This is a genomic window from Rhodonellum sp. (assembly GCF_030656585.1).
GTDB classification, from domain to species: Bacteria; Bacteroidota; Bacteroidia; order Cytophagales; family Cyclobacteriaceae; genus Rhodonellum; species Rhodonellum psychrophilum.
On the sequence record NZ_JAUSPP010000033.1, the window covers coordinates 32647 to 51340 of the forward strand.

The following is an 18694-nucleotide window of genomic DNA, read 5'->3' on the forward strand; positions in this document are numbered from 1 at the left end:
TGGTCTTTAGACGAAGAAGAAACAGCAAGGGAAAGTAATCGGCTGTTTATCAGTACGAAATTCTTTTTGAAACCTTCACTTTCTCAGGAATTAAATAATTGGATCCATAAATTTTGCTTGATTTAGAGGGCCAGATTAAAAATTGAACTGGAATTTTACCGGAAAATCATTTTTGCCGCATACAATTCATCAAAATGGCCTTTTAAATAGTTTGGCTTTTTTTCAATCAACACTTTTTGAATGATCTCGGAACAAATAATATTTTGATGCTTTTCATTCAGATATGTTTTATAGGCCCAATGGTTTTTCCCGTTGATTGGGATTCTGAAGATCACGAGCATGAATTATCAAGTTTGGCTGAATGTAAATTTTTCCTCAAGGAGTTTTCACTTGGCTCCTTTAATTATTTACCAAAGATTTTGTCAGAATGTAGAATAAAATGTACATTATGAATAAAAAACATAATTTATGAAGGAAAAAAATACCCTCTTCATGGTATTTTTTTCATGAAAAAAATTCAATAAATTTGAATTCAGTAAATTTATCTGAAAGAGATTTTCTTTGAGTTTGTTTGAAGCCAAGTCTAAATAAAGTTTTCTGGATTTATTTTGTTCAGTTGAATCGATTTGGTAATAAAGATTTTGAATTTTAAAAAATAAAAAAATTATGGTAATAACATCACTTCATGGAACATTTTCCATTATTGCCAGCGAAAAAGACCAAGATCAGCTTTTTGTAAGGTCCAATGAAAAAAAGGAACTCTCCAATGTCTTTGGCGAGAAAAGAGTTTTGGATTATGAAGGGGAAAGTTTTGACTTTTTTGTCCCCATTTGTAAACAAGAATTTGCCAATACGCTGATCATGATGGTCAAAGAGGTCAATTATTCAGATTTGGCTAAGGAATTGCAAGAAATAAAATCTTCCTCGGAAAACATCTACGCCTGAGTAGTGTCTATTTCTTTGTGAATTATGGTTGGTATGAAATAAAGAAAAGACCGGTCCATTTCTTGAAAGCTGAAATATTGGGATAGTTTTTTAAATCCAAAATACCCATTAGGATTCCCAATGGGCTTGAAATTGCAAGAAAATCTGACTTTTTGGAAAATAACGCCTTTGCCGATAGGGTGAAGTCAAAAATTTCGCGAAACTCACTTATGAGTTTCTTGATTTCAGGCTGTTATAAAATTGTTGATGCATTTCCGGGTTCAATCAATTTTGATTTTTGGTTTAAAAAAATGCCTTGAAATCAAAAGCAAGCAATTTTGCGGGGACTGTAAAGCCTCCAAGTTGTATCCTTTCGGAAGAAATATAGCCTGTATTGTCATTGTTTAAAAAGATCCCCTCGGTTTGTCCCAACACAGCCGGACTCCCGAGATTGATTTTCGACTTTTTGCCCGAAAATATTTGTGACCCCGCATAACCTGAGAGAAGCCAAACAAAACTTTGGGAGCTTAAGCCGAGGTTTTGGTAACCCAGCAATACAATCTCTCCCGTATTTTGATTGATATCTGCAGCGGTCACCAAACCTTGGGTATCAAAATCCATTTTATATTTGGCAACCCTCTCTCCTGGCTGACTGCTCAAAGTATAATATTTCGTTTTGTTGTCTACCCAGTTTTTGGTAAAAAGATGAAGAGAATCATTTTGAAAATAGAAGGCCTCGCAATCAAAGTTGTTGCTGTTCAAAGCGCTGACAAAACTCGTTTGATCGGGATAGCTGAAATTGATTTTTTCCGCAGTTACGGCATCACTTGCCAATAGACTGCTTTTTTCGATTTTTAGGATGGTGAGATCCTTTCTGTTGCCTGAATTATTCCCGAAATCACCTACAAATAGATGCGTTTCGCTTTGCGCCATACTTTCCCAATCCACGTTGACCGCATTGGTCACCCTGACTTTCCTGCCCATATTTCCATTGACAGGATCCATTTCATAAATGATGTTTTCATTGCCACTGTCATTGATGGTCCAGAGTTTCCCGGCAAAGAGGGCCAGTCCGGAACTCTCGCTCAATTCCACATTCAGCGCTGAAACAAGGGTAGGGGCATAGCTTGTGGGGACTGTACCAACATTGACCAGTATTTCTTCCTCGATCAGTTCAAAGTCTTTTAGAACGAGCTCTATGACCTTGCCGCTGCCGTCGGATATCCGAACGACATAATTATAGTGTTTGTACGCCGCAATGGAGAGTGATCTCCTAATGGTGTTTCCAAAGACGTTTTCAATGATTTCCAAAACAGGGGCCTTGTCTTTAAGAACATATTTGTAATAATAATTGCCCACCAAATTCATTGAAATCTGTTGTCCATCGATTAAGATTGGACTGGGTTTGACATTGGTGTTTTCTACAGTGACCAAGCCATATTCGGTTTCCGCATCGAGTTTGATCAGCAAAACAGGCACATTCATGCGAAAATTACCAGAGGCCTTGTAGGGCAGGTAGTTTTCATATGCACTACCGGTCACTTCCGTTGTATAGGTATAATCACCATAAGGGATGGTGACTTGTTCTGAGCCCGAAAATGCGTTTGCATCGTAATTCAGGGAATATTCCGCACCTGTAGCTGTATTTTTGATTTTCAGAACCGCATCGGATTTGAAAACATGGTTCCAAGGGGAGGATTCCTGGGTCCGTCCGTTGTTTGGATTCCCGGAATCATACTTCAATAATTCCAAGCTTTCCAATTTCAGAATGCCGTTTTCCGATGGTTTTTCCTCTTTGGTAAAACAACCGGAGAGGACCAGGAGGATTAAAAGAACAATACTTGAGTAAAACTGCCGCATAGAATTGAGGGATTAAGCTTTTTTTCTATCAAATCTAAGTTCAAAATTTGGTCCTGACAAATCCTCACGATTCAATTCCCTGAGCTTTGGTATTGAAGAATGGATTTTGGAATAAATGCAAGTAGCTTAAGCGTCCCAATGAATTAATCAATTTGTGTTAATTTGATTTAAATCTTGGCTTTCTGTTTATGAGTTTGGTTCTTGGTTTTTGTTTCCTCCAAGATGAGTGGATTTGTTTGATGCATTATGCCCATCATTTCTTTTTAACTCAAGTTTATTGACAGATAAATGTTGTTTAAATAAAAATATTAAAAAACTGACATTCAGATAGATATTTATACTTAAAGTTCAGAAAAAAAATATTTTATTGGTAATCAAAACATTACAATTTATAATTAATTTTTTTTTTCTTTAGGTCATTATTAGTTTTACCGGTAGACTTTTAATTATGGCCTACGAAATTCATAGGTTTTGTTTCAACCTTTTGATTTAGAAAAATGAAAAAAAAATTATCGTATTAGGTCTTTTGACCTTTGGTATATGGAAGAAGCCAAGATGCCTCGTTGGAACCTTCTAATTCTTGTGAACCAAGAGGATTGGCAAATGTCAATTGTGGATATTGGGATGTGGAACATGAAGTTTTAAGCGGATTTTGGATCTGGTCTTCTAGAGAAATTAAAATCACCTGTAAAACTTTTGGAGAATTTGTCTGTCAAAAGAAAAACTAAATTTCAACTAGTATGGCTTAATAAAGCCGTACTTCGTTTTTTTATGCAAAAACTAACAATTATTTCATTGTTTTTCATTTTATCTGGCTGTTTTTCAGGTCCTTTATATGAAAGCAATTTATCCTTTAACGCAGAGGAAGTGGTATTGAAAGAAAATCTCATTTTGATTTCACCTCCGGTTTCTTTTGCAGTTTTATCGGACCAATCCATCTTGGTAATTACGGAAAGTCAACAGATTATCCGCTTTTCACCCGATGGCTATCAGGTACAGGTTATTGATAATATTGGTCAAGGGGAGTTGGAAGTTTATACCCCAAGTCTCGTGCGTGCCTATGACGATGGCTTTTTGATTTGGTGTCAAGACCTTTTGAAAATGGTGGAATACAATTCCAATGGTCAACCAATAAAAGCCTATTTTGGATTTGATCATGCTATAAAAGACTTTGAAGTAGAAAAGAATGCGATCTACACCTATATCAGTTCTTTGCCAGGAAAACCATTTGTTCAGGTCTATGATAAAATATCCCAAAAAATAGCACAATCCTTAGGCAATGCGGAAAAGGGCCAGATTTTGACCAATCTCAATGCTTGCGCAGGGGGTATGGCAAGTTCGGGGTCCTCATTGATTTTTGTTCCTTCCCATGCTTTGGAACTTTACCAAGCAAATATCAATCGAATCGAAGAGGTAAAAGTCACCTTTTTAGAGCACCCTGCTTTTAAAAAAATCGAATTTGATGCTGATCCCGTTGAGTTGATCAATTCTGATCAAATGAAAGCCTTTGGATATGGGATGGAGAATGGTTTGGTTACCGGCATTTTCAGCATAGAGGACAAATTTTTGATTACTGGAGAAGTTGGAGAAATCAAGTTGACGGGAGCTGGATTGGAAACAAACGAAAGAAAGCGTTTTTTGATGCTTTTGGATTCGGAACTAAGTGCAGAGGGGTTATCTTTCGAAGATTTTGATCCAGCGCAATCTTGTAGGTTGTATGCTTCGGGGAATGATTATCTAGGGAGAATTATCCAAAAAGAGGGTGAAAGTGAATTTACCTACGTCTTCGAAAAACTTTACCCGAAAAAAAATTAGCCCTGCATAAAATTAACAGTCTTTGGGATAAACGCTTTTGGAGATTTCAATAACTTCCATCTTGGAAAGAATATTGGGTATGGGCATATACCTAGACACAGAACAGGCGAAGGATTCCAAAGACTTACCTGACAAGATTTAACACACAGAATCCAGGAGGGTTAGTTAAAAGTTAGAAAACGAAATCTATTTAAAAATCGGAAAAAAATTATCGCAGAGGGATTGAAACTAGCTAAGTGATATTAAATATTTGATCAAAAAATACCCCTTTGAAATTCCTTAGAGATAAAGATTTTTTAGTCCCACAAAAAACAATCATTGCCGTTAGGGGTTTCTGATTTAGGGACATCAAATTCTTAAAATTATGAAAGAGGTATTGAAAGATTTTGAAACGAAGTCAAATGGCGGTACTGAAAATTTGGATACAATCGAAACTCAATCCAACATTCTCATCAAAAATGCGCTGTTTATCAGAAACAAAGGAAATCTGGTGAAGGTGAAATTTGAGGATATTCTTTGGATGAAGGGTGATGGGAATTATACCACTTTGGTGACCAGAACAAACGTTTTTTCCCTGAGAAACATCTTAAAAGAGTTTGAAGCTGTACTTCCGGATCAGGATTTTATCAGAATCCATAAGAGCTATCTGGTTAGAATCGATGAAATCAATACCATCAATCCAAGGGAGTTGAAAGTCTGCAACGATCTTGTACCTGTGGGAAGGACCTATTATCAAAACTTGATCAATGGCATCAATAAATTGGGGTCTGGAAATTTGGATTAGATTGTCCCTAAAATTCTTCATGCCATAAAAGACTACTGTCTCCAAAACTTAAAAATCGATACTCATTTTTTAGTGCCGAATCATAAATCTTCCTCCAGTTCCCTCCCGTAAAGGCAGCAACCAGTAGAATCAGTGTCGACGAGGGCTGGTGGAAATTGGTAACCAATCCCTGGCAAACACGGAAATTGTAACCGGGCATGATTAAAATCTCGGTACTTCCTGTAATCTCGCCAATTCCTTTCGCTTCCATCCACTTCAAAATAGTCTCAAAACTCTCCTTCCTGCTGGGTAAGCTTGTGAAGGGCTGATAGGGATAAAGTTTCGGGATCAAAAATTCTTCACCGGCATTTTGTTGCAGTTTTACGCCAAACCAATACAGGCTTTCCAAAGATCTCATGGAGGTAGTCCCCACCGCAATCAATGCATGCTCATGTTCGGAAAGACGGGTGACCGTAGAAATGTCAACCACGATCTGCTCGCTGTGCATGCCGTGTTTGCTGACTTCTTCTTCCTTGATCGGCTGAAACGTCCCGGCACCTACATGAAGAGTCAAATAGTCAATGCCAATATTCCTCTCCTCAATCTGGTTAAGGATTTTCTCTGTGAAATGCAAACCGGCTGTTGGTGCTGCGACGGCACCTTCTTTTTTGGAATAAATGGTCTGGTACCTTGGTTTGTCCTCCTCTGTTGCTTTTCTGTTGAGGTAGGGTGGGAGAGGAACTTCCCCGGCTGCTTCCACGATCGACACAAATGGGATATCCGAGTCAGTCCAAGACAACCTGACCATTCGGTTTTCCCGGTCCACCAATTCTGCCGACAAAACCAATTTCTCCTCTTTGATCGTAATCACCCCTTCCAAAACCTCCCCTTCTTTCCATTTTTTCAAGTTCCCGATCATGGTTTCCCAACTCACAGACCCTGTTTCTAGCATCACTTCATTGATCACCGTGGTGGGAAGAACGGGTTTAAGTAGGAAAATCTCGATTTTGGCACCTGTAGGTCGTTGAAAAATCAACCGCGCAGGGATAACCTTGGTATTGTTGAAGACCATCAAGCTGCCTGATGGAATCAATTTTGGAAGCTCCGAAAAATGTAAATGTTCGATTTTCGAATTTTTATAGTGAAGGAGTTTTGACTCATCCCGTTTTTCAAGCGGGAATTTTGCAATCCTATCCTCTGGTAAGGTATATTCGTAATCCGATAATTTGAGATCTTCCCAAGTGGGGTTTGTACGCATATTAAATCGCTGTTGTCTTCAGTATTTGAAATTCAGCCACAAATATAAGAGATAAAATTTCCCGTTTGGCTGAACCCAATGCAATCTCAGCTGTTTCATTCTTGAAAAACCAATTCCCAATGAATTCAATACTTCGAAACGTCAACTTTGATTATTTCCCACACCTCTTGAAATTCAAATTCGAGGCAGGTACTTCCAGAGGTGTTTTGAAACAAAAAACCACCTATATTTTGAAAGCTTCGGTTTTTTCAAATACTGGTACAGTGGGTTTCGGTGAAGCGGCTCCTCTGCCACTTTTGAGTTTGGACGACATTCCAGACTTCGGTATGAAAATGTCAGGTTTTTGCAAATCCCTTTCAGGAGCAGACATACCGATGGATGCCGCTGGATTTTCAAATTGGATCAATACCAATATCTCCGAACATTTCCCAAGCATCAGATTTGCCTTCGAAACTGCCTTACTGGATTTATTCCATGGAGGCAAGCAACAGATTTTTGATACGGATTTTTTCAAAGTTGGAAAAACGATCCCCATCAATGGCTTGATCTGGATGGGGGATAAAGGATTCATGAAAGACCAAATCGAGAAAAAGTTAGACGAAGGCTACGATTGCATCAAAATCAAAATCGGTGCGATTGATTTCGAGCAGGAATGCGAACTGCTGTATGACATCCGCTCCAGATTTTCAAAGGATAAGATTACCCTGCGGGTGGATGCCAATGGCGCATTTTCTCCAGATCAGGCATTGGCCAAGCTCCAAATTCTTTCAAAATTTGACTTGCAAAGCATTGAGCAACCTATACGGCAAGGTCAAATGGGACAAATGGCCGAATTATGCAAAGTATCACCACTTGCGATAGCTTTGGATGAGGAATTGATAGGGGTTTATGGGGAATCGGAGCGAAGAGGGCTTTTGGAATCCATCATGCCGCATTATATCGTCCTAAAGCCAACTCTGGTAGGAGGTATTCAAGCCACGCGGGAATGGATTGATTTTGCAAATGAGTTGGGAATTGGCTGGTGGATGACTTCGGCACTTGAAAGCAATATTGGCTTGAATGCCATTGCGCAACTCACCTCAACTTTTGAAAACATACTTCCCCAAGGTCTGGGAACTGGACAACTCTATGAAAACAATTTTGATTCTCCTTTGGTGATAGAGAAAGGCAAGATCCGGTACGATAAAAATTTGGGCTGGGGGATATCACAATAAAAAGCTCCCCTTATTTTCATAAGGGGAGCTTTTAGATTGTTGTCAATGTATGTGTTAAGCTAACTTTACATTTACAGCGTTAAGGCCTTTTCTTCCTTCTTTAAGGTCGAAAGTTACATCATCGTCTTCTCTGATTTCATCAACCAATCCTGAGATGTGTACAAAATACTCTTTTGAAGACTCGTCGTCTACGATAAATCCAAATCCTTTGGACTCATTAAAAAATTTTACTTTTCCTGTGTTCATGATGTTATAATATAAATTGTAATGTATTGATTAAGCCAAAGGTAACCATTGTTTTTGGAATTCAAACATTTAGCCCAATTATTTTCCATTTATTTTCTTCACAAGGTCCAAAAAAAAGGCTTTATATTTCAAAATTGGTGTTTCGTCCACCTAAACCATTGATCTTTAATTGAATAGTTTTCTCAAGGAAGAGCGTAAAGGTAAACAGGTTTGGGTATGGAAAACCGCAAATCTGTTTTTGACAACTCTCCGGTTTTGGTGTTTCTTTCGAAGACCACGATGTCATTGGAGGCTTGATGGGCCACCAATAAGAATTCCCCATCAGGACTTAGGTTGAAATTTCTGGGCATCTGACCACCTGAGGAGATCCGCTGAACCAAACTAAGTTTCTTATCATTGCCAATCTCAAACACGCTGATTTCATTGGCATCGCCCCTGTTGGAAGCATATACAAATTTCCCATCTGCAGAAATACGTACCTCTGCAGCACCCACTGCTCCACTGTAATTGGGGTTGGTGAGTGGCAGGGTTTGTGTTTGGCTTATTTTTCCCGCAGCATACGTGTAAACGCCAAGTTCTGCGGACAGCTCATGGACAAGATAAAATTGATCGCCTTTTGGATGGATCACAAGATGTCTTGGCCCTGATCCCGGCGTCACTTCAATATATGCAGGATTGGATGGAACAAGCGGAACAGAATAATCGGGATGGAAATCATAGATATGGATTTTATCCGAGCCCAAATCGCCAACCAGTAGTTTTTTCCCGTCCGGATGAAAAACAGTACTGTGGACATGGGCTTTTTCCTGTCTCGAAGCATTGATGCTTTGTCCCTCATGCTGGATTGTCTGCACATGAACCAATTCACCTTCATTGACTTTGTATACGCTGAGGTTTCCTCCGGAATAATTGCCAACAACAAGGAATCCTTCGGAAGGATCTAGACTGAGGTAGCAGGGATGGTCACCAAAAGTATCCAATACACTGATCAATTCCAGCGTTCCCTCCATCCTGTCAAATTTGAAGGATTTCACCTTTCCTCCATTTTCACCAGCAGTTTCCTCCACGCTGAAGACCAGGTTTTGTGCCTTGTTGGCAATCACGAAGGATGGGTTCTGGGTAGGCGCAATGATCTTGCTCGTTAAAGCCATTTTTTGAGGATCAAAGGAAAGCATTTGTATTCCTTGATAGCCAGATTCGGTGTAGGTACCAACTAAAAATGAAAAAACCGGATCCACTTTTTCCTCGGAAGGAGATTCATCGCAAGCATACAACATCAACATGGAGGCTAGAAGTGAGAAAAAAAATCCTTGCTTTTTCATGGTCTTATTCTTCTGGGTTGTGGGAATCCTTTTTAAGACTCTTTTGGTCTTCACTGCTTAATTTGTGGGTTTTTGGATCATATTGACCCTCAAGATCATCCAGGATGGATTTTTTCCACATTTTCACCCCTGTGAAATAGGATGCCCTTCCAATCATGTGTGCCCCGACTGGTGCAGTAAGCAGCATGAAAAGGATAATGGCCAGCACCCTGGCGGTAATGGAGCTGTCGTTGAAATAAAATGCTGCGGCTACCAGAATCAGGCCGATACCCAGGGTTGCGGCCTTGGTGGTGACGGATATCCTCAGATAAAGGTCAGGCATTTTGACCACCCCGATGGCTGCCAACAGGATGAATAATGTTCCCAAAGAACTCAGGATAAAGATGGTTATTTCAGTCATTTCTTTCTCTTTTTTCTAGATAATAAGCAAAAGCGACCGTACTCAAAAAAGCGATCAAGGCCAAAATCATGGCAATGTCCAAGAAAGTAGGCTGATTGGTATGGATACTGTACACTGCAATGATCCCAATGCCGGTGGTCAGCAATAAATCCAAGGAAATCACCCGATCAGAAAGCGTTGGTCCGATCAGGAACCTGATGAAGATAATCAATACGGAAATACTGAGTATCGGTAAAATGATGTAATAAAGATAGTCGTATAAATTCATCTTATGATCTCTAAGAGCTTCTTTTCGAAGCCGTTTTTTATTCCCAGTATAAATTGTTCCCTATCCTGTACATACATCGCGTGAACATAAAGCACCTTTCTGTCGTCAGACACATCCAAGCTGAGCGTTCCAGGCGTAAGGGAAATCAGATTGGCCAGCAAGGTGATTTCCAAATCCGTCTTGGCTGTCAGCGGTATTTTTACGATCCCTGGCTTCATGTAATGCTTCGGGGTGATCACATCATATGCCACTTCGATATTGGCTTTGACGAGTTCGTACAGAAAGAAGAAAATAAAATAAATGATTTTCGGTCCCCTGGTGAAGTATTTGTTTTCACTTCTGTTGACGCTGATGATCCAAAGCAGGATAAAGCTCAGCATAAATCCAAAGATGAAATTTTCTGCCGAAAAGGTACCAGTAATGGCGACCCAAATAAAGGAGAGCAGAAGATTGCTCAAAAACCTGGTTTTGATCATGGTGTGAGGGGTTTAGCTCCCAAAACTGCATCGATATAATTTTGAGGATTCATCAGGTCTGCTGAAATGTGCTTTGATAAAACGATGATGTGTTCTGCAAAGAATCCAATATACAAAGAAGTAATGCCAAGTAGGATAACAGGAAGGACCATGGCCCATCTTTTTAGAGGTTTTATTTCATAAAAGTACTTCACCCCGATTTTCTTTGGAATGCTCACGTCGGGTTTCCAGAATACCTCCGCCCATAATTTGGCAATGACCCAAAGGGTGATGAAACTTCCTAACAAGATGAAACCTATCAGTACATACTGTCCACTCAAATAGCCGGCTTGGATAAGGTATAATTTTGCCCAAAAACCAGAGAGCGGTGGTATGCCGACCAAAGAAAAAAGTGGAATGGCCATCAATAGGGAGAATTTAGGGAATTGTCGGTAGAAGCCTCCCAATTTCTCAATATTCAAAGTTCCTTTCAATTTGAAAATCAATCCCGCGACCAGAAACAGGTTGGTCTTGACGATGATGTCATGAATGAGGTAGAAAAGCGCGCCGACCAAGGCCAATTCCGTATACATGCCCAATCCTGCAATCAAAAATCCAATATGGCAAATGATTAGGTAACTGAACATTTTCCGCATGTTTACCTGAAGCAAAGCACCCAAGCCACCCGATAGAATCGTCAAGGCCGCCAATCCAATCAGCAGATTGCTCAAAAATTCATCGGGGATGAATATCAGGGTGAATATGCGAAGCAGAGCATACACGCCAACTTTGGTGAGCAATCCGGCAAAAATAGCGGAAATGGCAGGAGGGGGCGTATGGTAAGAAGCGGGAAGCCAAAAATACAAGGGGAAAATGGCGGACTTGATCCCAAATCCAATCAGGAAGAGAATGGCAGTGACGTTGACCAAGCCCCTGTTTTCAACTTCAGCGATTTGGATGGAAAGATCTGCCATGTTCAAACTACCGACGAGCCCATACAAGATAGCGATCGCTGTAAGGAAGATGGCAGAAGCCAAAAGATTCAAGGTTACATATTTGATGGCACCCTCAATCTGGGATTTTTCTCCCCCAAGCGTGATCAACACAAACGAGGCGATAATGATGATTTCGAACCATACGTAGAGATTGAAAATATCTCCTGTCAGAAATGCACCATTCAAGCCCATCAAAAGAAAATGAAGGATGGGGAAATAGCCGAATTTCAACCTGGCATTTCGAATACTTCCCGCTGAGAAAATTGCCACGGCGAATCCAGCAATGGAAGTCAACAAAACCATGGTGGCACTGAAAACATCCGCCACGAAGGTGATGCCAAAGGGCGCCTGCCATCCACCTGCTTGTGAAATAAGAATGCCATTCTGCCAGATTTCCGAAAACAGCCAAATGGATATTCCCAAGGAAATAAGACTGAAGATACCACTGATCAGTCGCTGAGCATTGACATTGAGCCAGAAAAACATCAACAAAATGGCTGTGAACAGCTGAAATATGATGGGCAATACGATGTATGGGTTATTCATATATTTCGTCTGTTGTATTCAATTCATCCAAATCATCTGTCTTGGCCACTTTGTAGGCCCTCTTTACGAGTATGATCGCAAATGACTGCAATCCAAAACTGATAACGATGGCCGTAAGGATTAAAGCTTGGGGAATAGGATCCGCATAGATTTCAGTAAACATTTTAGCGGTACTTTCTATGATTGGCGGTTTGCCTTTGACGATTCTACCCAATAAAAAGATAAGCATATTGGCACCGTTACCCAACAGGATCAGACCAATGATGAGTTTCACCATACTCCTGCGCAGCATCATGTAAATGCCCGCGGCGTATAACAAACCGATGATAATGATCAATAATATTTCCATCCTATAATGTTTCTGAAATGGTGAAAATGATGGTAAGTGTAATTCCTATGACTACAATATAAACCCCTGTATCAAAAAACAATGCCGTTCCCACCATGCCAATCACCGGAATGGGGTCGTCCATCCAAAGACCCGTCATAAAATTTTGTCCTAAAAAAAGGGGAGCAGCACCACTGATAATGGCAATGAGCAGGCCCACGGGGATCAAAAAACCAGGATGAAATTTGATAATTGTCCTTGTCTTTTCCAGCCCGTTGGCAAAGGAGTGGATCACAAAGGCAATCGATGCTATCAACCCCCCCACAAATCCGCCTCCGGGCAAATAATGACCCCTAAGCAGGATAAATATTGAGAACAGGATCAAGAGTGGCAGCAGGTAGGACGATGCTGTTTTGAAAATAAGGGTCTTCATATTATTCTTTTTCTATACTTTTTAATCTCAATTTCAACAAGCTGAATACGCCCAATGCTGCAATGGCCAACACCGAGATTTCTCCCAAGGTGTCAAAACCCCTAAAGTCCACCAAGATCACATTGACTACATTCTTCCCTTTCGCAAGGGTATAGGCATTCTGGGCATAAAATTCCGAAGTCTCCCGGTTCAATGGCTCATTCAAAACTTCCAGGGTCAACACGGCAATCAACAATCCGAAAAACACAGAAAGTATTCCATCCCGGATTCTGATCGGCGTGCTGGAAAAGGTATTGTATTTGGGAAGGTTGTAAATGACCAGAACAAACAAAATTACCGTCAATGTATCAATGGAAAATTGCGTCATTGCCAAATCCGGTGCGGAGTAAAACAGGAAGATCAAGCAAATGGAATATCCGATGACACCCAAAGAAGCCACCGCCACCAACCTGGAAGTGGAGAATACCGTGAATACGATCGAAACCGCCATGATCAGCAATACAATGATTTCATACAGCGTCACGTTTTCAAACATCTCCGCCTTGATCTGAAAACCAATCCCATTGTACAGTCTATAGGCAAGGAGGACCGTCAAAAAGCCAAGAATGGTAATCACGTAATTTCTCAAATACCCATTTTGAAAAAATCCCGTCCAAATACGGGCAAATCCCGAAAAGCCTCTGGCGAAGTGTCCGACAAGTTTTTCGGGTGAAAGGAATTCAAAGCGAAAGGCTTTTTGAAATAGGTTTTTGGAGGGCTTCAATTTCCAAAACAAGAGAGTGCCCAATATTAAGGTGGTCATACTCAATCCGAAAATCAAATTGAAGCCATGCCAAAGCTTGAGATGGATTTCGGTTCCACTTTTTGAAATACTGCTGAACAAAGGCTGGATGAGGGATTGTTCTATAAGAGAAGGAAACAACCCGAAGACAAGACCTAAAGAGGCCAAGATCAGAGGTGGAACCCACATCAAAGGTGAAGGAAGGTGAACCTTTCCGAATTTTTCAGGCAAGGCTCCGATAAACGGTTTGACACCAGCCAATATTCCGGCGAACAGCAGGCAGATATTGGTCACGATGGCAGCGCCTGTCAAAACCACTGCCCATTCTCCATATTGCATGGTGGCTTCATAAATTAGGTCTTTCCCGACGAACCCGAAGAAGGGGGGAGCCCCAGCATTGGACAAGGCAGCAAGGATTCCGGCAAGGGCAACAGGTAACATCACTTTCCCCAATCCAGACAATACCGTGACATCACGTGTGCCTGTTTCATGGTCGATGATTCCAGCTACCAAAAACAGTGTTGCTTTGTAAAGAGCGTGTACCAAGATGAAGACCCCTGCTGCAAGAAGCGCTTCGTCGGTTCCCAAGCCGATTAGAAACACTAAGATACCCAAAGCGGATATGGTGGAATATGCCAGAATCCCCTTAAGATCCAAGCGGAAGAGCGCGTGGATTGCGGCATATAGCATGGTGATCGCCCCAACAGTCACCAATGTGCTGTTCCACCAAAAGGTGTCTCCCAAAACCGGAGAAAATCTCGCCAAAAGGTAAATCCCTGCCTTTACCATCGTGGCGGAGTGCAAATAAGTACTGACCGGTGTTGGTGCTTTCATGGCTCCGGGCAGCCAGAAATGAAAAGGAAATTGTGCGGATTTGGTGAATGCACCTATAAATAGGAAGAAAATAATTCCCCCGTAAAGGGAATTGCTTTTTATGGCTTCCGAAGAGGAAAGTAGTTCCTGGATGGAGTACGACCCACCGACGGTTCCCAAAAGAATCATCCCCGCCAACAGGAAAAAACCTCCCAATCCAGTGATACTCAGTGCTAGCAATGCTGATTTTCTGGAAGCCGGTTCTTCGTTGTTGAAGCCGATGAGGAAAAAGGAACTGATACTGGTCAATTCCCAGAAAATAAACAGGGTAATGATGTTGTCAGACAAAACCAGGCCCAACATGGAGGCCATAAACATGCAAAGGAAAGCATAAAAGCGGTCAATGTATTCGTGTCCCTTCATGTAACTGAAGGTGTAGAAAAACACCAAGGCACCTATTCCTGTAATCATGAGCACAAAAAGCAGAGACAATCCGTCCAATCGGAAGGAGAGGTCTACACCAAAACTTGGTACCCAATCATAAAACATGCTGACGGGATCCCCGTTTTTGATCCTTGGGAAAAAGCTGGCAAAATAGCCGAACAGCAACAAAGGAAGCAAAGGGAAAATCAGAGAGGCGTTTTTCTTTAAATAGGGACTGAAAAACGGCACTATTGCAGCCAATATAAATCCGGATAAGATGGCAATAATCATAGCTTTTCGGGTGATTCCTTTACGACTTAAAAGTCTAAAGTACGAAAAATTGCCAAATCAGTAAGTCATAAAATTCAAATAGACGAAGATGGATTTTTTTTGAATTGTTTAATGCTTTGAAAATGAATTGGATAAACACCCCCCAAAATCATTGGTGTTTTATCTAAAGTCATTAATATTCCGGAAAATTTACCCCCCGACCTATTTTTTCGTTAAATTCACGGCACACAAACCATTAAACCAAAAATGTCAAAAAATTATCAAACCGAGGTAGCAAAGCGGTTTACCATCTACAACAGTCTTTTTCTTGATCTGCCCTTCAATGATATCTATAGGACTGGTACGCTATTGCCCATACTTTCGTCAAAATGTCACGAAGGTTACGTTCAGGGGAAAACCCCTAAAGAAATCATAGGGCAGTTTTTTTCTGAATTGATGTTGGACCACAGCGAAAAGGAAAGACATACATTACTTTTTCAAATGGTACAATATGTCGAAAGGCAGGTAGTTTTATTTGATTCCATTGAGGATGCCGCTTTCGAAAAAGTGAATGACCTCAAGGGGAAAGGAACCATCACGGCCCTTTTGGCTAGAGTGGACAATGACAAGAAAAAAGAGGCGCTTATCGAGAAACTAAGGACTTTCTCAGTTCGGCTGACGCTCACGGCGCACCCCACCCAGTTCTATCCCGGAAATGTTCTTGGCATTATCACGGATCTAGAATCTGCCATCAGGGGCAATGATCTTGGAAATGTCAATTTACTTCTTCAGCAATTGGGTAAAACCGGATTTATCAACAAGGAGAAACCCACGCCCTACGGCGAAGCCATTAGTTTAATATGGTTTTTGGAGAATGTGTTTTACCACAGTATTTCCGATATCCTGATCAGGCTTTTGAATATGCTGGATATCCCAGTCCATACTTGGGAAAATACCGGATTGCTTTCGGTTGGTTTCTGGCCAGGAGGAGATCGCGATGGCAACCCATTTGTGACGCATGATATCACCGAGCAGGTAGCTGACCGCCTTCAAAAATCCATTTTGAAATGTTTTTACCGAGATGTAAGAAAAGTCAGAAGAAGACTCACGTTTAAAAATGTAGAGCCGATCCTTTTGAATGTCGAAAAGGGCATTTACAGCACTTTATTTGAAAACAGTAAAGTGTACCCCAACAAGGAAGTCTTGCTGGATGAACTTTTGGAGGCAAGGGATGCGATTATTCAACATCACGATGGTTTGTTTTTGGAACACTTGGACGAATTTATCCTTAAGGTAAAAATATTCGGCTTTCATTTTGCCAATATGGATATCCGACAAGACAGCAGAAAGCACGATGCGCTTTGGGAAGAGATAATCCAAATTGATGGTGGAAATGAAGCCAAGGAAGCCTTTGTCCGCTCTTCAGAAGAAGAAAAGATTACAAAGGTATTGTCATTTGATAAACTCCCCGATTTGGACGCCATTCAAGACAACTTCCATCAGGAAATGCTAAAAAGTTTTGATGCAATCGCCTATGTGCAGGAAAATAACGGTGTAGAGGGCTTGCACAGATATATCATCTCCAATGCTCAGTCCGCTTTTCACGTACTTGAGGTTTTTCATCTGGCAAAACTCACTTTGGGAATAGGCAAGGAAGAACTGATTTTGGATATCCTTCCGCTATTTGAGACGATTGACGATCTTGCCAAGGCGCCTGAAATCATGGAGCAGCTTTACCAAAATGAAGCGTATAGAAAACATTTGGAAAGAAGAGGAGCCAAACAAACCATCATGTTGGGCTTTTCTGACGGGACAAAAGACGGTGGATACATCCGGGCCAATTGGTCCATTTTGATGGCCAAGGAACAGCTTACGAAAATCTCCAGGTTGTATGAGATAAGCGTCGTGTTTTTTGACGGAAGGGGAGGACCTCCTGCTAGAGGTGGTGGGAATATGCATAATTTTTATGCATCTCTGGGCCAACATGTGGAAAACGAGGAAATCCAGGTAACGATTCAGGGACAGACGATCTCCGCAAATTACGGCAAGCAGGTTTCCTGTACCTATAATCTTGAGCAATTGCTGTCTGCTGGGTTGGAAAATCATCTTTATCCTTCTCAAGAAAAAAACCTATTGGCCGACCAAAGGGCATTGATCGATCAAATGGCCGATGTCAGTTATCAGGCTTATAAAAGCTTTAAAAATCATCCGCAATTCATTCCTTACCTTGAGCATGTGACGCCTTTAAAATATTTTGGTCAGGTGAATATAGGATCTAGACCTTTGAAAAGAGGGAAAGACGAGGGCTTGAAGTTCGAGGACCTGAGGGCAATTCCATTTGTCGGATCTTGGGCACAGATGAAACAGAATATACCGGGATTTTTTGGAGTGGGTACTGCTTTGGAAGCCTTGAAGGAAGCGGGTAAATTTGACCAGACGAAAAGATTGTATCAGGATTCTCTGTTTTTCAGGTCTCTCCTTGGCAATTCCATGCAATCTTTGGCAAAGTCCTTTTATCCGGCCACAGCCTATCTGAAAGACAATCCGAATTATGGGGCGCTTTGGCAGATCATGCACAAGGAATACAAAAAATCCATCCAAATGCTTTTGGAAGTATCGGGAATGGATGTGCTCCTTCAGGACAATCCAGTAAGCAGGGAATCAATTGCGATTCGTGAAAAAATCGTTTTGCCTCTGATCACCATTCAGCAATATGCCATCCAAAGCATGTTGGATGAGGGAAAAGAGGATCCTGTTTTACAAAAACTGATCCTTCGCACCATGTTTGGGATTATCAATGCGGCGAGAAACGCAGCGTAATAGCCCCAAAACAAACAAAAAAGCCCGGTTTATACCGGGCTTTTTTGTTTTAATCAGAATGTTATTCCCGTGTTCTGCAATGCCAACTCTGGTCCAATCTAAAATTGATTAATAATCAGCGAATTGACTAGAAGTTTGAAACCCAATGCATATTTCGGGTTAAATTAGTTCAGCGTGTATTCCAACACGATTTTGGTGTTCAATAATTTTGAAATTGGGCAGTTTAGTTCTGCATCTTTTGCCAATTCCGCAAATTTTTCTTCCGAAATGCCCTCTACCTTCGCTTTTAGAATCAGCTTGGATTGAGTGACAGCTCCATCCTCAAACGTGATTTCGCAATCCGTTTGCAATTCTGTCGGTGGATGATTTGCTTCGGTAAGGTTAAAACTCAGTTTCATGGAAAAACAGCCTGCATGTGCCGCTGCGATCAACTCCTCCGGGTTGGTACCCACTCCATTTTCAAATCTGGATTTAAAAGAATATTGCGCTTTATCTAAAACAGTGCTTGCTGTACTCAGATGGCCTTTACCTTCTTTTCCACTTCCTTGCCAAATGGCTGTTGCTTTTCTACTCATATTAAATTCGTTATTTGATAATTGTCTTGATATTGACATTGATTTGAAAAAACCAAGATAAATATTATTATATAAAATCAGTAAATTTCATGAAACAATATCAATTTTTGATATTGTTTCATGCCATGTTTTCACTCCTTTTTGAAGGTGAAAATCATTATATCCCAAAGTATTCCCGCAATTTT

The 18694-nt window shown here is 40.8% G+C and carries 18 protein-coding genes; 5 read left to right on the forward strand and 13 right to left on the reverse strand.

Features of this window, described 5'->3' with window-relative positions; genetic code table 11:
- Positions 1 to 155 precede the first annotated feature (155 nt).
- A complete protein-coding gene (locus Q7J63_RS09855; protein ID WP_304885780.1) occupies positions 156 to 341 on the reverse strand; it encodes a hypothetical protein in 186 nt (61 codons plus the stop codon).
- A 325-nt stretch (positions 342 to 666) separates the two neighbouring features.
- On the opposite strand from Q7J63_RS09855, the gene Q7J63_RS09860 reads away from it, so the two are divergent.
- On the forward strand, positions 667 to 945 hold the full coding sequence (locus Q7J63_RS09860; protein WP_304885781.1) for a hypothetical protein: 279 nt from the start codon (positions 667 to 669) through the stop codon (positions 943 to 945).
- A gap of 282 nt (positions 946 to 1227) precedes the next feature.
- Here Q7J63_RS09860 and Q7J63_RS09865 read toward each other — a convergent pair whose 3' ends face one another.
- Positions 1228 to 2784 (reverse strand): hypothetical protein, encoded by a 1557-nt coding sequence (locus Q7J63_RS09865; protein ID WP_304885783.1) that lies wholly within the window; start codon positions 2782 to 2784, stop codon positions 1228 to 1230.
- Between the two features lie 771 nt (positions 2785 to 3555).
- On the opposite strand from Q7J63_RS09865, the gene Q7J63_RS09870 reads away from it, so the two are divergent.
- Positions 3556 to 4599 (forward strand): hypothetical protein, encoded by a 1044-nt coding sequence (locus tag Q7J63_RS09870; RefSeq protein ID WP_304885785.1) that lies wholly within the window; start codon positions 3556 to 3558, stop codon positions 4597 to 4599.
- A 364-nt stretch (positions 4600 to 4963) separates the two neighbouring features.
- Positions 4964 to 5383: a LytTR family DNA-binding domain-containing protein gene (locus Q7J63_RS09875; protein ID WP_304885787.1), complete on the forward strand. Its 420-nt coding sequence runs from the start codon at positions 4964 to 4966 to the stop codon at positions 5381 to 5383.
- Between the two features lie 7 nt (positions 5384 to 5390).
- On the opposite strand, the gene Q7J63_RS09880 is transcribed toward Q7J63_RS09875, so the two are convergent.
- Positions 5391 to 6620, reverse strand: a complete 1230-nt coding sequence (locus Q7J63_RS09880; RefSeq protein WP_304885789.1) for an S-adenosylmethionine:tRNA ribosyltransferase-isomerase — start codon at positions 6618 to 6620, stop codon at positions 5391 to 5393.
- Between the two features lie 119 nt (positions 6621 to 6739).
- On the opposite strand from Q7J63_RS09880, the gene Q7J63_RS09885 reads away from it, so the two are divergent.
- Complete coding sequence (locus Q7J63_RS09885; protein WP_304885791.1) at positions 6740 to 7834, forward strand: o-succinylbenzoate synthase; 1095 nt, start codon at positions 6740 to 6742, stop codon at positions 7832 to 7834.
- A gap of 54 nt (positions 7835 to 7888) precedes the next feature.
- Here Q7J63_RS09885 and Q7J63_RS09890 read toward each other — a convergent pair whose 3' ends face one another.
- The 9 genes from Q7J63_RS09890 to Q7J63_RS09930 all read right to left on the reverse strand — a co-directional run bounded on the left by Q7J63_RS09890 (position 7889) and on the right by Q7J63_RS09930 (position 15135).
- Entirely contained in the window at positions 7889 to 8080 is a 192-nt protein-coding gene (locus Q7J63_RS09890; RefSeq protein WP_019598506.1) for a cold-shock protein, read from the reverse strand.
- 182 nt (positions 8081 to 8262) lie between these two features.
- Positions 8263 to 9402, reverse strand: a complete 1140-nt coding sequence (locus Q7J63_RS09895; RefSeq protein WP_304885794.1) for a lactonase family protein — start codon at positions 9400 to 9402, stop codon at positions 8263 to 8265.
- A 4-nt stretch (positions 9403 to 9406) separates the two neighbouring features.
- A complete protein-coding gene (gene mnhG, locus Q7J63_RS09900) occupies positions 9407 to 9802 on the reverse strand; it encodes a monovalent cation/H(+) antiporter subunit G (protein ID WP_019598504.1) in 396 nt (131 codons plus the stop codon).
- Positions 9795 to 10070: a cation:proton antiporter gene (locus Q7J63_RS09905; protein ID WP_019598503.1), complete on the reverse strand. Its 276-nt coding sequence runs from the start codon at positions 10068 to 10070 to the stop codon at positions 9795 to 9797. Before Q7J63_RS09905 ends, mnhG begins: the two co-directional genes overlap by 8 nt.
- A complete protein-coding gene (locus Q7J63_RS09910; protein ID WP_304885797.1) occupies positions 10067 to 10546 on the reverse strand; it encodes a Na+/H+ antiporter subunit E in 480 nt (159 codons plus the stop codon). Before Q7J63_RS09910 ends, Q7J63_RS09905 begins: the two co-directional genes overlap by 4 nt.
- Complete coding sequence (locus tag Q7J63_RS09915) at positions 10543 to 12066, reverse strand: proton-conducting transporter membrane subunit (RefSeq protein ID WP_019598501.1); 1524 nt, start codon at positions 12064 to 12066, stop codon at positions 10543 to 10545. The genes Q7J63_RS09910 and Q7J63_RS09915 overlap by 4 nt, the downstream gene beginning before the upstream one ends.
- The gene (locus Q7J63_RS09920; RefSeq protein WP_019598500.1) at positions 12059 to 12415 is read right to left on the reverse strand and encodes a Na+/H+ antiporter subunit C; all 357 of its coding nucleotides are present in this window, start codon (positions 12413 to 12415) and stop codon (positions 12059 to 12061) included. The genes Q7J63_RS09915 and Q7J63_RS09920 overlap by 8 nt, the downstream gene beginning before the upstream one ends.
- A 1-nt stretch (position 12416) precedes the next feature.
- A complete protein-coding gene (locus tag Q7J63_RS09925) occupies positions 12417 to 12827 on the reverse strand; it encodes a Na+/H+ antiporter subunit B (protein WP_019598499.1) in 411 nt (136 codons plus the stop codon).
- A gap of 1 nt (position 12828) precedes the next feature.
- Positions 12829 to 15135: a putative monovalent cation/H+ antiporter subunit A gene (locus Q7J63_RS09930; RefSeq protein ID WP_304885801.1), complete on the reverse strand. Its 2307-nt coding sequence runs from the start codon at positions 15133 to 15135 to the stop codon at positions 12829 to 12831.
- A gap of 246 nt (positions 15136 to 15381) precedes the next feature.
- Between Q7J63_RS09930 and Q7J63_RS09935 the strand changes: the two genes are divergently transcribed.
- Entirely contained in the window at positions 15382 to 17934 is a 2553-nt protein-coding gene (locus Q7J63_RS09935; protein ID WP_304885803.1) for a phosphoenolpyruvate carboxylase, read from the forward strand.
- A gap of 164 nt (positions 17935 to 18098) precedes the next feature.
- Here the strand turns inward: Q7J63_RS09935 and Q7J63_RS09940 are convergent, their stop codons facing one another.
- Positions 18099 to 18509 (reverse strand): OsmC family protein, encoded by a 411-nt coding sequence (locus Q7J63_RS09940; protein WP_019598496.1) that lies wholly within the window; start codon positions 18507 to 18509, stop codon positions 18099 to 18101.
- Positions 18510 to 18694 lie beyond the last annotated feature (185 nt).

Coding starts and splice junctions, on each gene's coding strand:
- Q7J63_RS09860 (WP_304885781.1), top strand. CDS start 667: ATGGTAATAACATCACTTCATGGAACATTTTCCATTATTGCCAGCGAA.
- Q7J63_RS09925 (WP_019598499.1), bottom strand. CDS start 12,827: ATGAAGACCCTTATTTTCAAAACAGCATCGTCCTACCTGCTGCCACTC.
- Q7J63_RS09890 (WP_019598506.1), bottom strand. CDS start 8,080: ATGAACACAGGAAAAGTAAAATTTTTTAATGAGTCCAAAGGATTTGGA.
- Q7J63_RS09875 (WP_304885787.1), top strand. CDS start 4,964: ATGAAAGAGGTATTGAAAGATTTTGAAACGAAGTCAAATGGCGGTACT.
- Q7J63_RS09905 (WP_019598503.1), bottom strand. CDS start 10,070: ATGAATTTATACGACTATCTTTATTACATCATTTTACCGATACTCAGT.
- Q7J63_RS09930 (WP_304885801.1), bottom strand. CDS start 15,135: ATGATTATTGCCATCTTATCCGGATTTATATTGGCTGCAATAGTGCCG.
- Q7J63_RS09865 (WP_304885783.1), bottom strand. CDS start 2,784: ATGCGGCAGTTTTACTCAAGTATTGTTCTTTTAATCCTCCTGGTCCTC.
- Q7J63_RS09855 (WP_304885780.1), bottom strand. CDS start 341: ATGCTCGTGATCTTCAGAATCCCAATCAACGGGAAAAACCATTGGGCC.
- Q7J63_RS09870 (WP_304885785.1), top strand. CDS start 3,556: ATGCAAAAACTAACAATTATTTCATTGTTTTTCATTTTATCTGGCTGT.
- Q7J63_RS09920 (WP_019598500.1), bottom strand. CDS start 12,415: ATGGAAATATTATTGATCATTATCATCGGTTTGTTATACGCCGCGGGC.
- Q7J63_RS09940 (WP_019598496.1), bottom strand. CDS start 18,509: ATGAGTAGAAAAGCAACAGCCATTTGGCAAGGAAGTGGAAAAGAAGGT.
- mnhG (WP_019598504.1), bottom strand. CDS start 9,802: ATGACTGAAATAACCATCTTTATCCTGAGTTCTTTGGGAACATTATTC.
- Q7J63_RS09895 (WP_304885794.1), bottom strand. CDS start 9,402: ATGAAAAAGCAAGGATTTTTTTTCTCACTTCTAGCCTCCATGTTGATG.
- Q7J63_RS09935 (WP_304885803.1), top strand. CDS start 15,382: ATGTCAAAAAATTATCAAACCGAGGTAGCAAAGCGGTTTACCATCTAC.
- Q7J63_RS09910 (WP_304885797.1), bottom strand. CDS start 10,546: ATGATCAAAACCAGGTTTTTGAGCAATCTTCTGCTCTCCTTTATTTGG.
- Q7J63_RS09915 (WP_019598501.1), bottom strand. CDS start 12,066: ATGAATAACCCATACATCGTATTGCCCATCATATTTCAGCTGTTCACA.
- Q7J63_RS09880 (WP_304885789.1), bottom strand. CDS start 6,620: ATGCGTACAAACCCCACTTGGGAAGATCTCAAATTATCGGATTACGAA.
- Q7J63_RS09885 (WP_304885791.1), top strand. CDS start 6,740: ATGAATTCAATACTTCGAAACGTCAACTTTGATTATTTCCCACACCTC.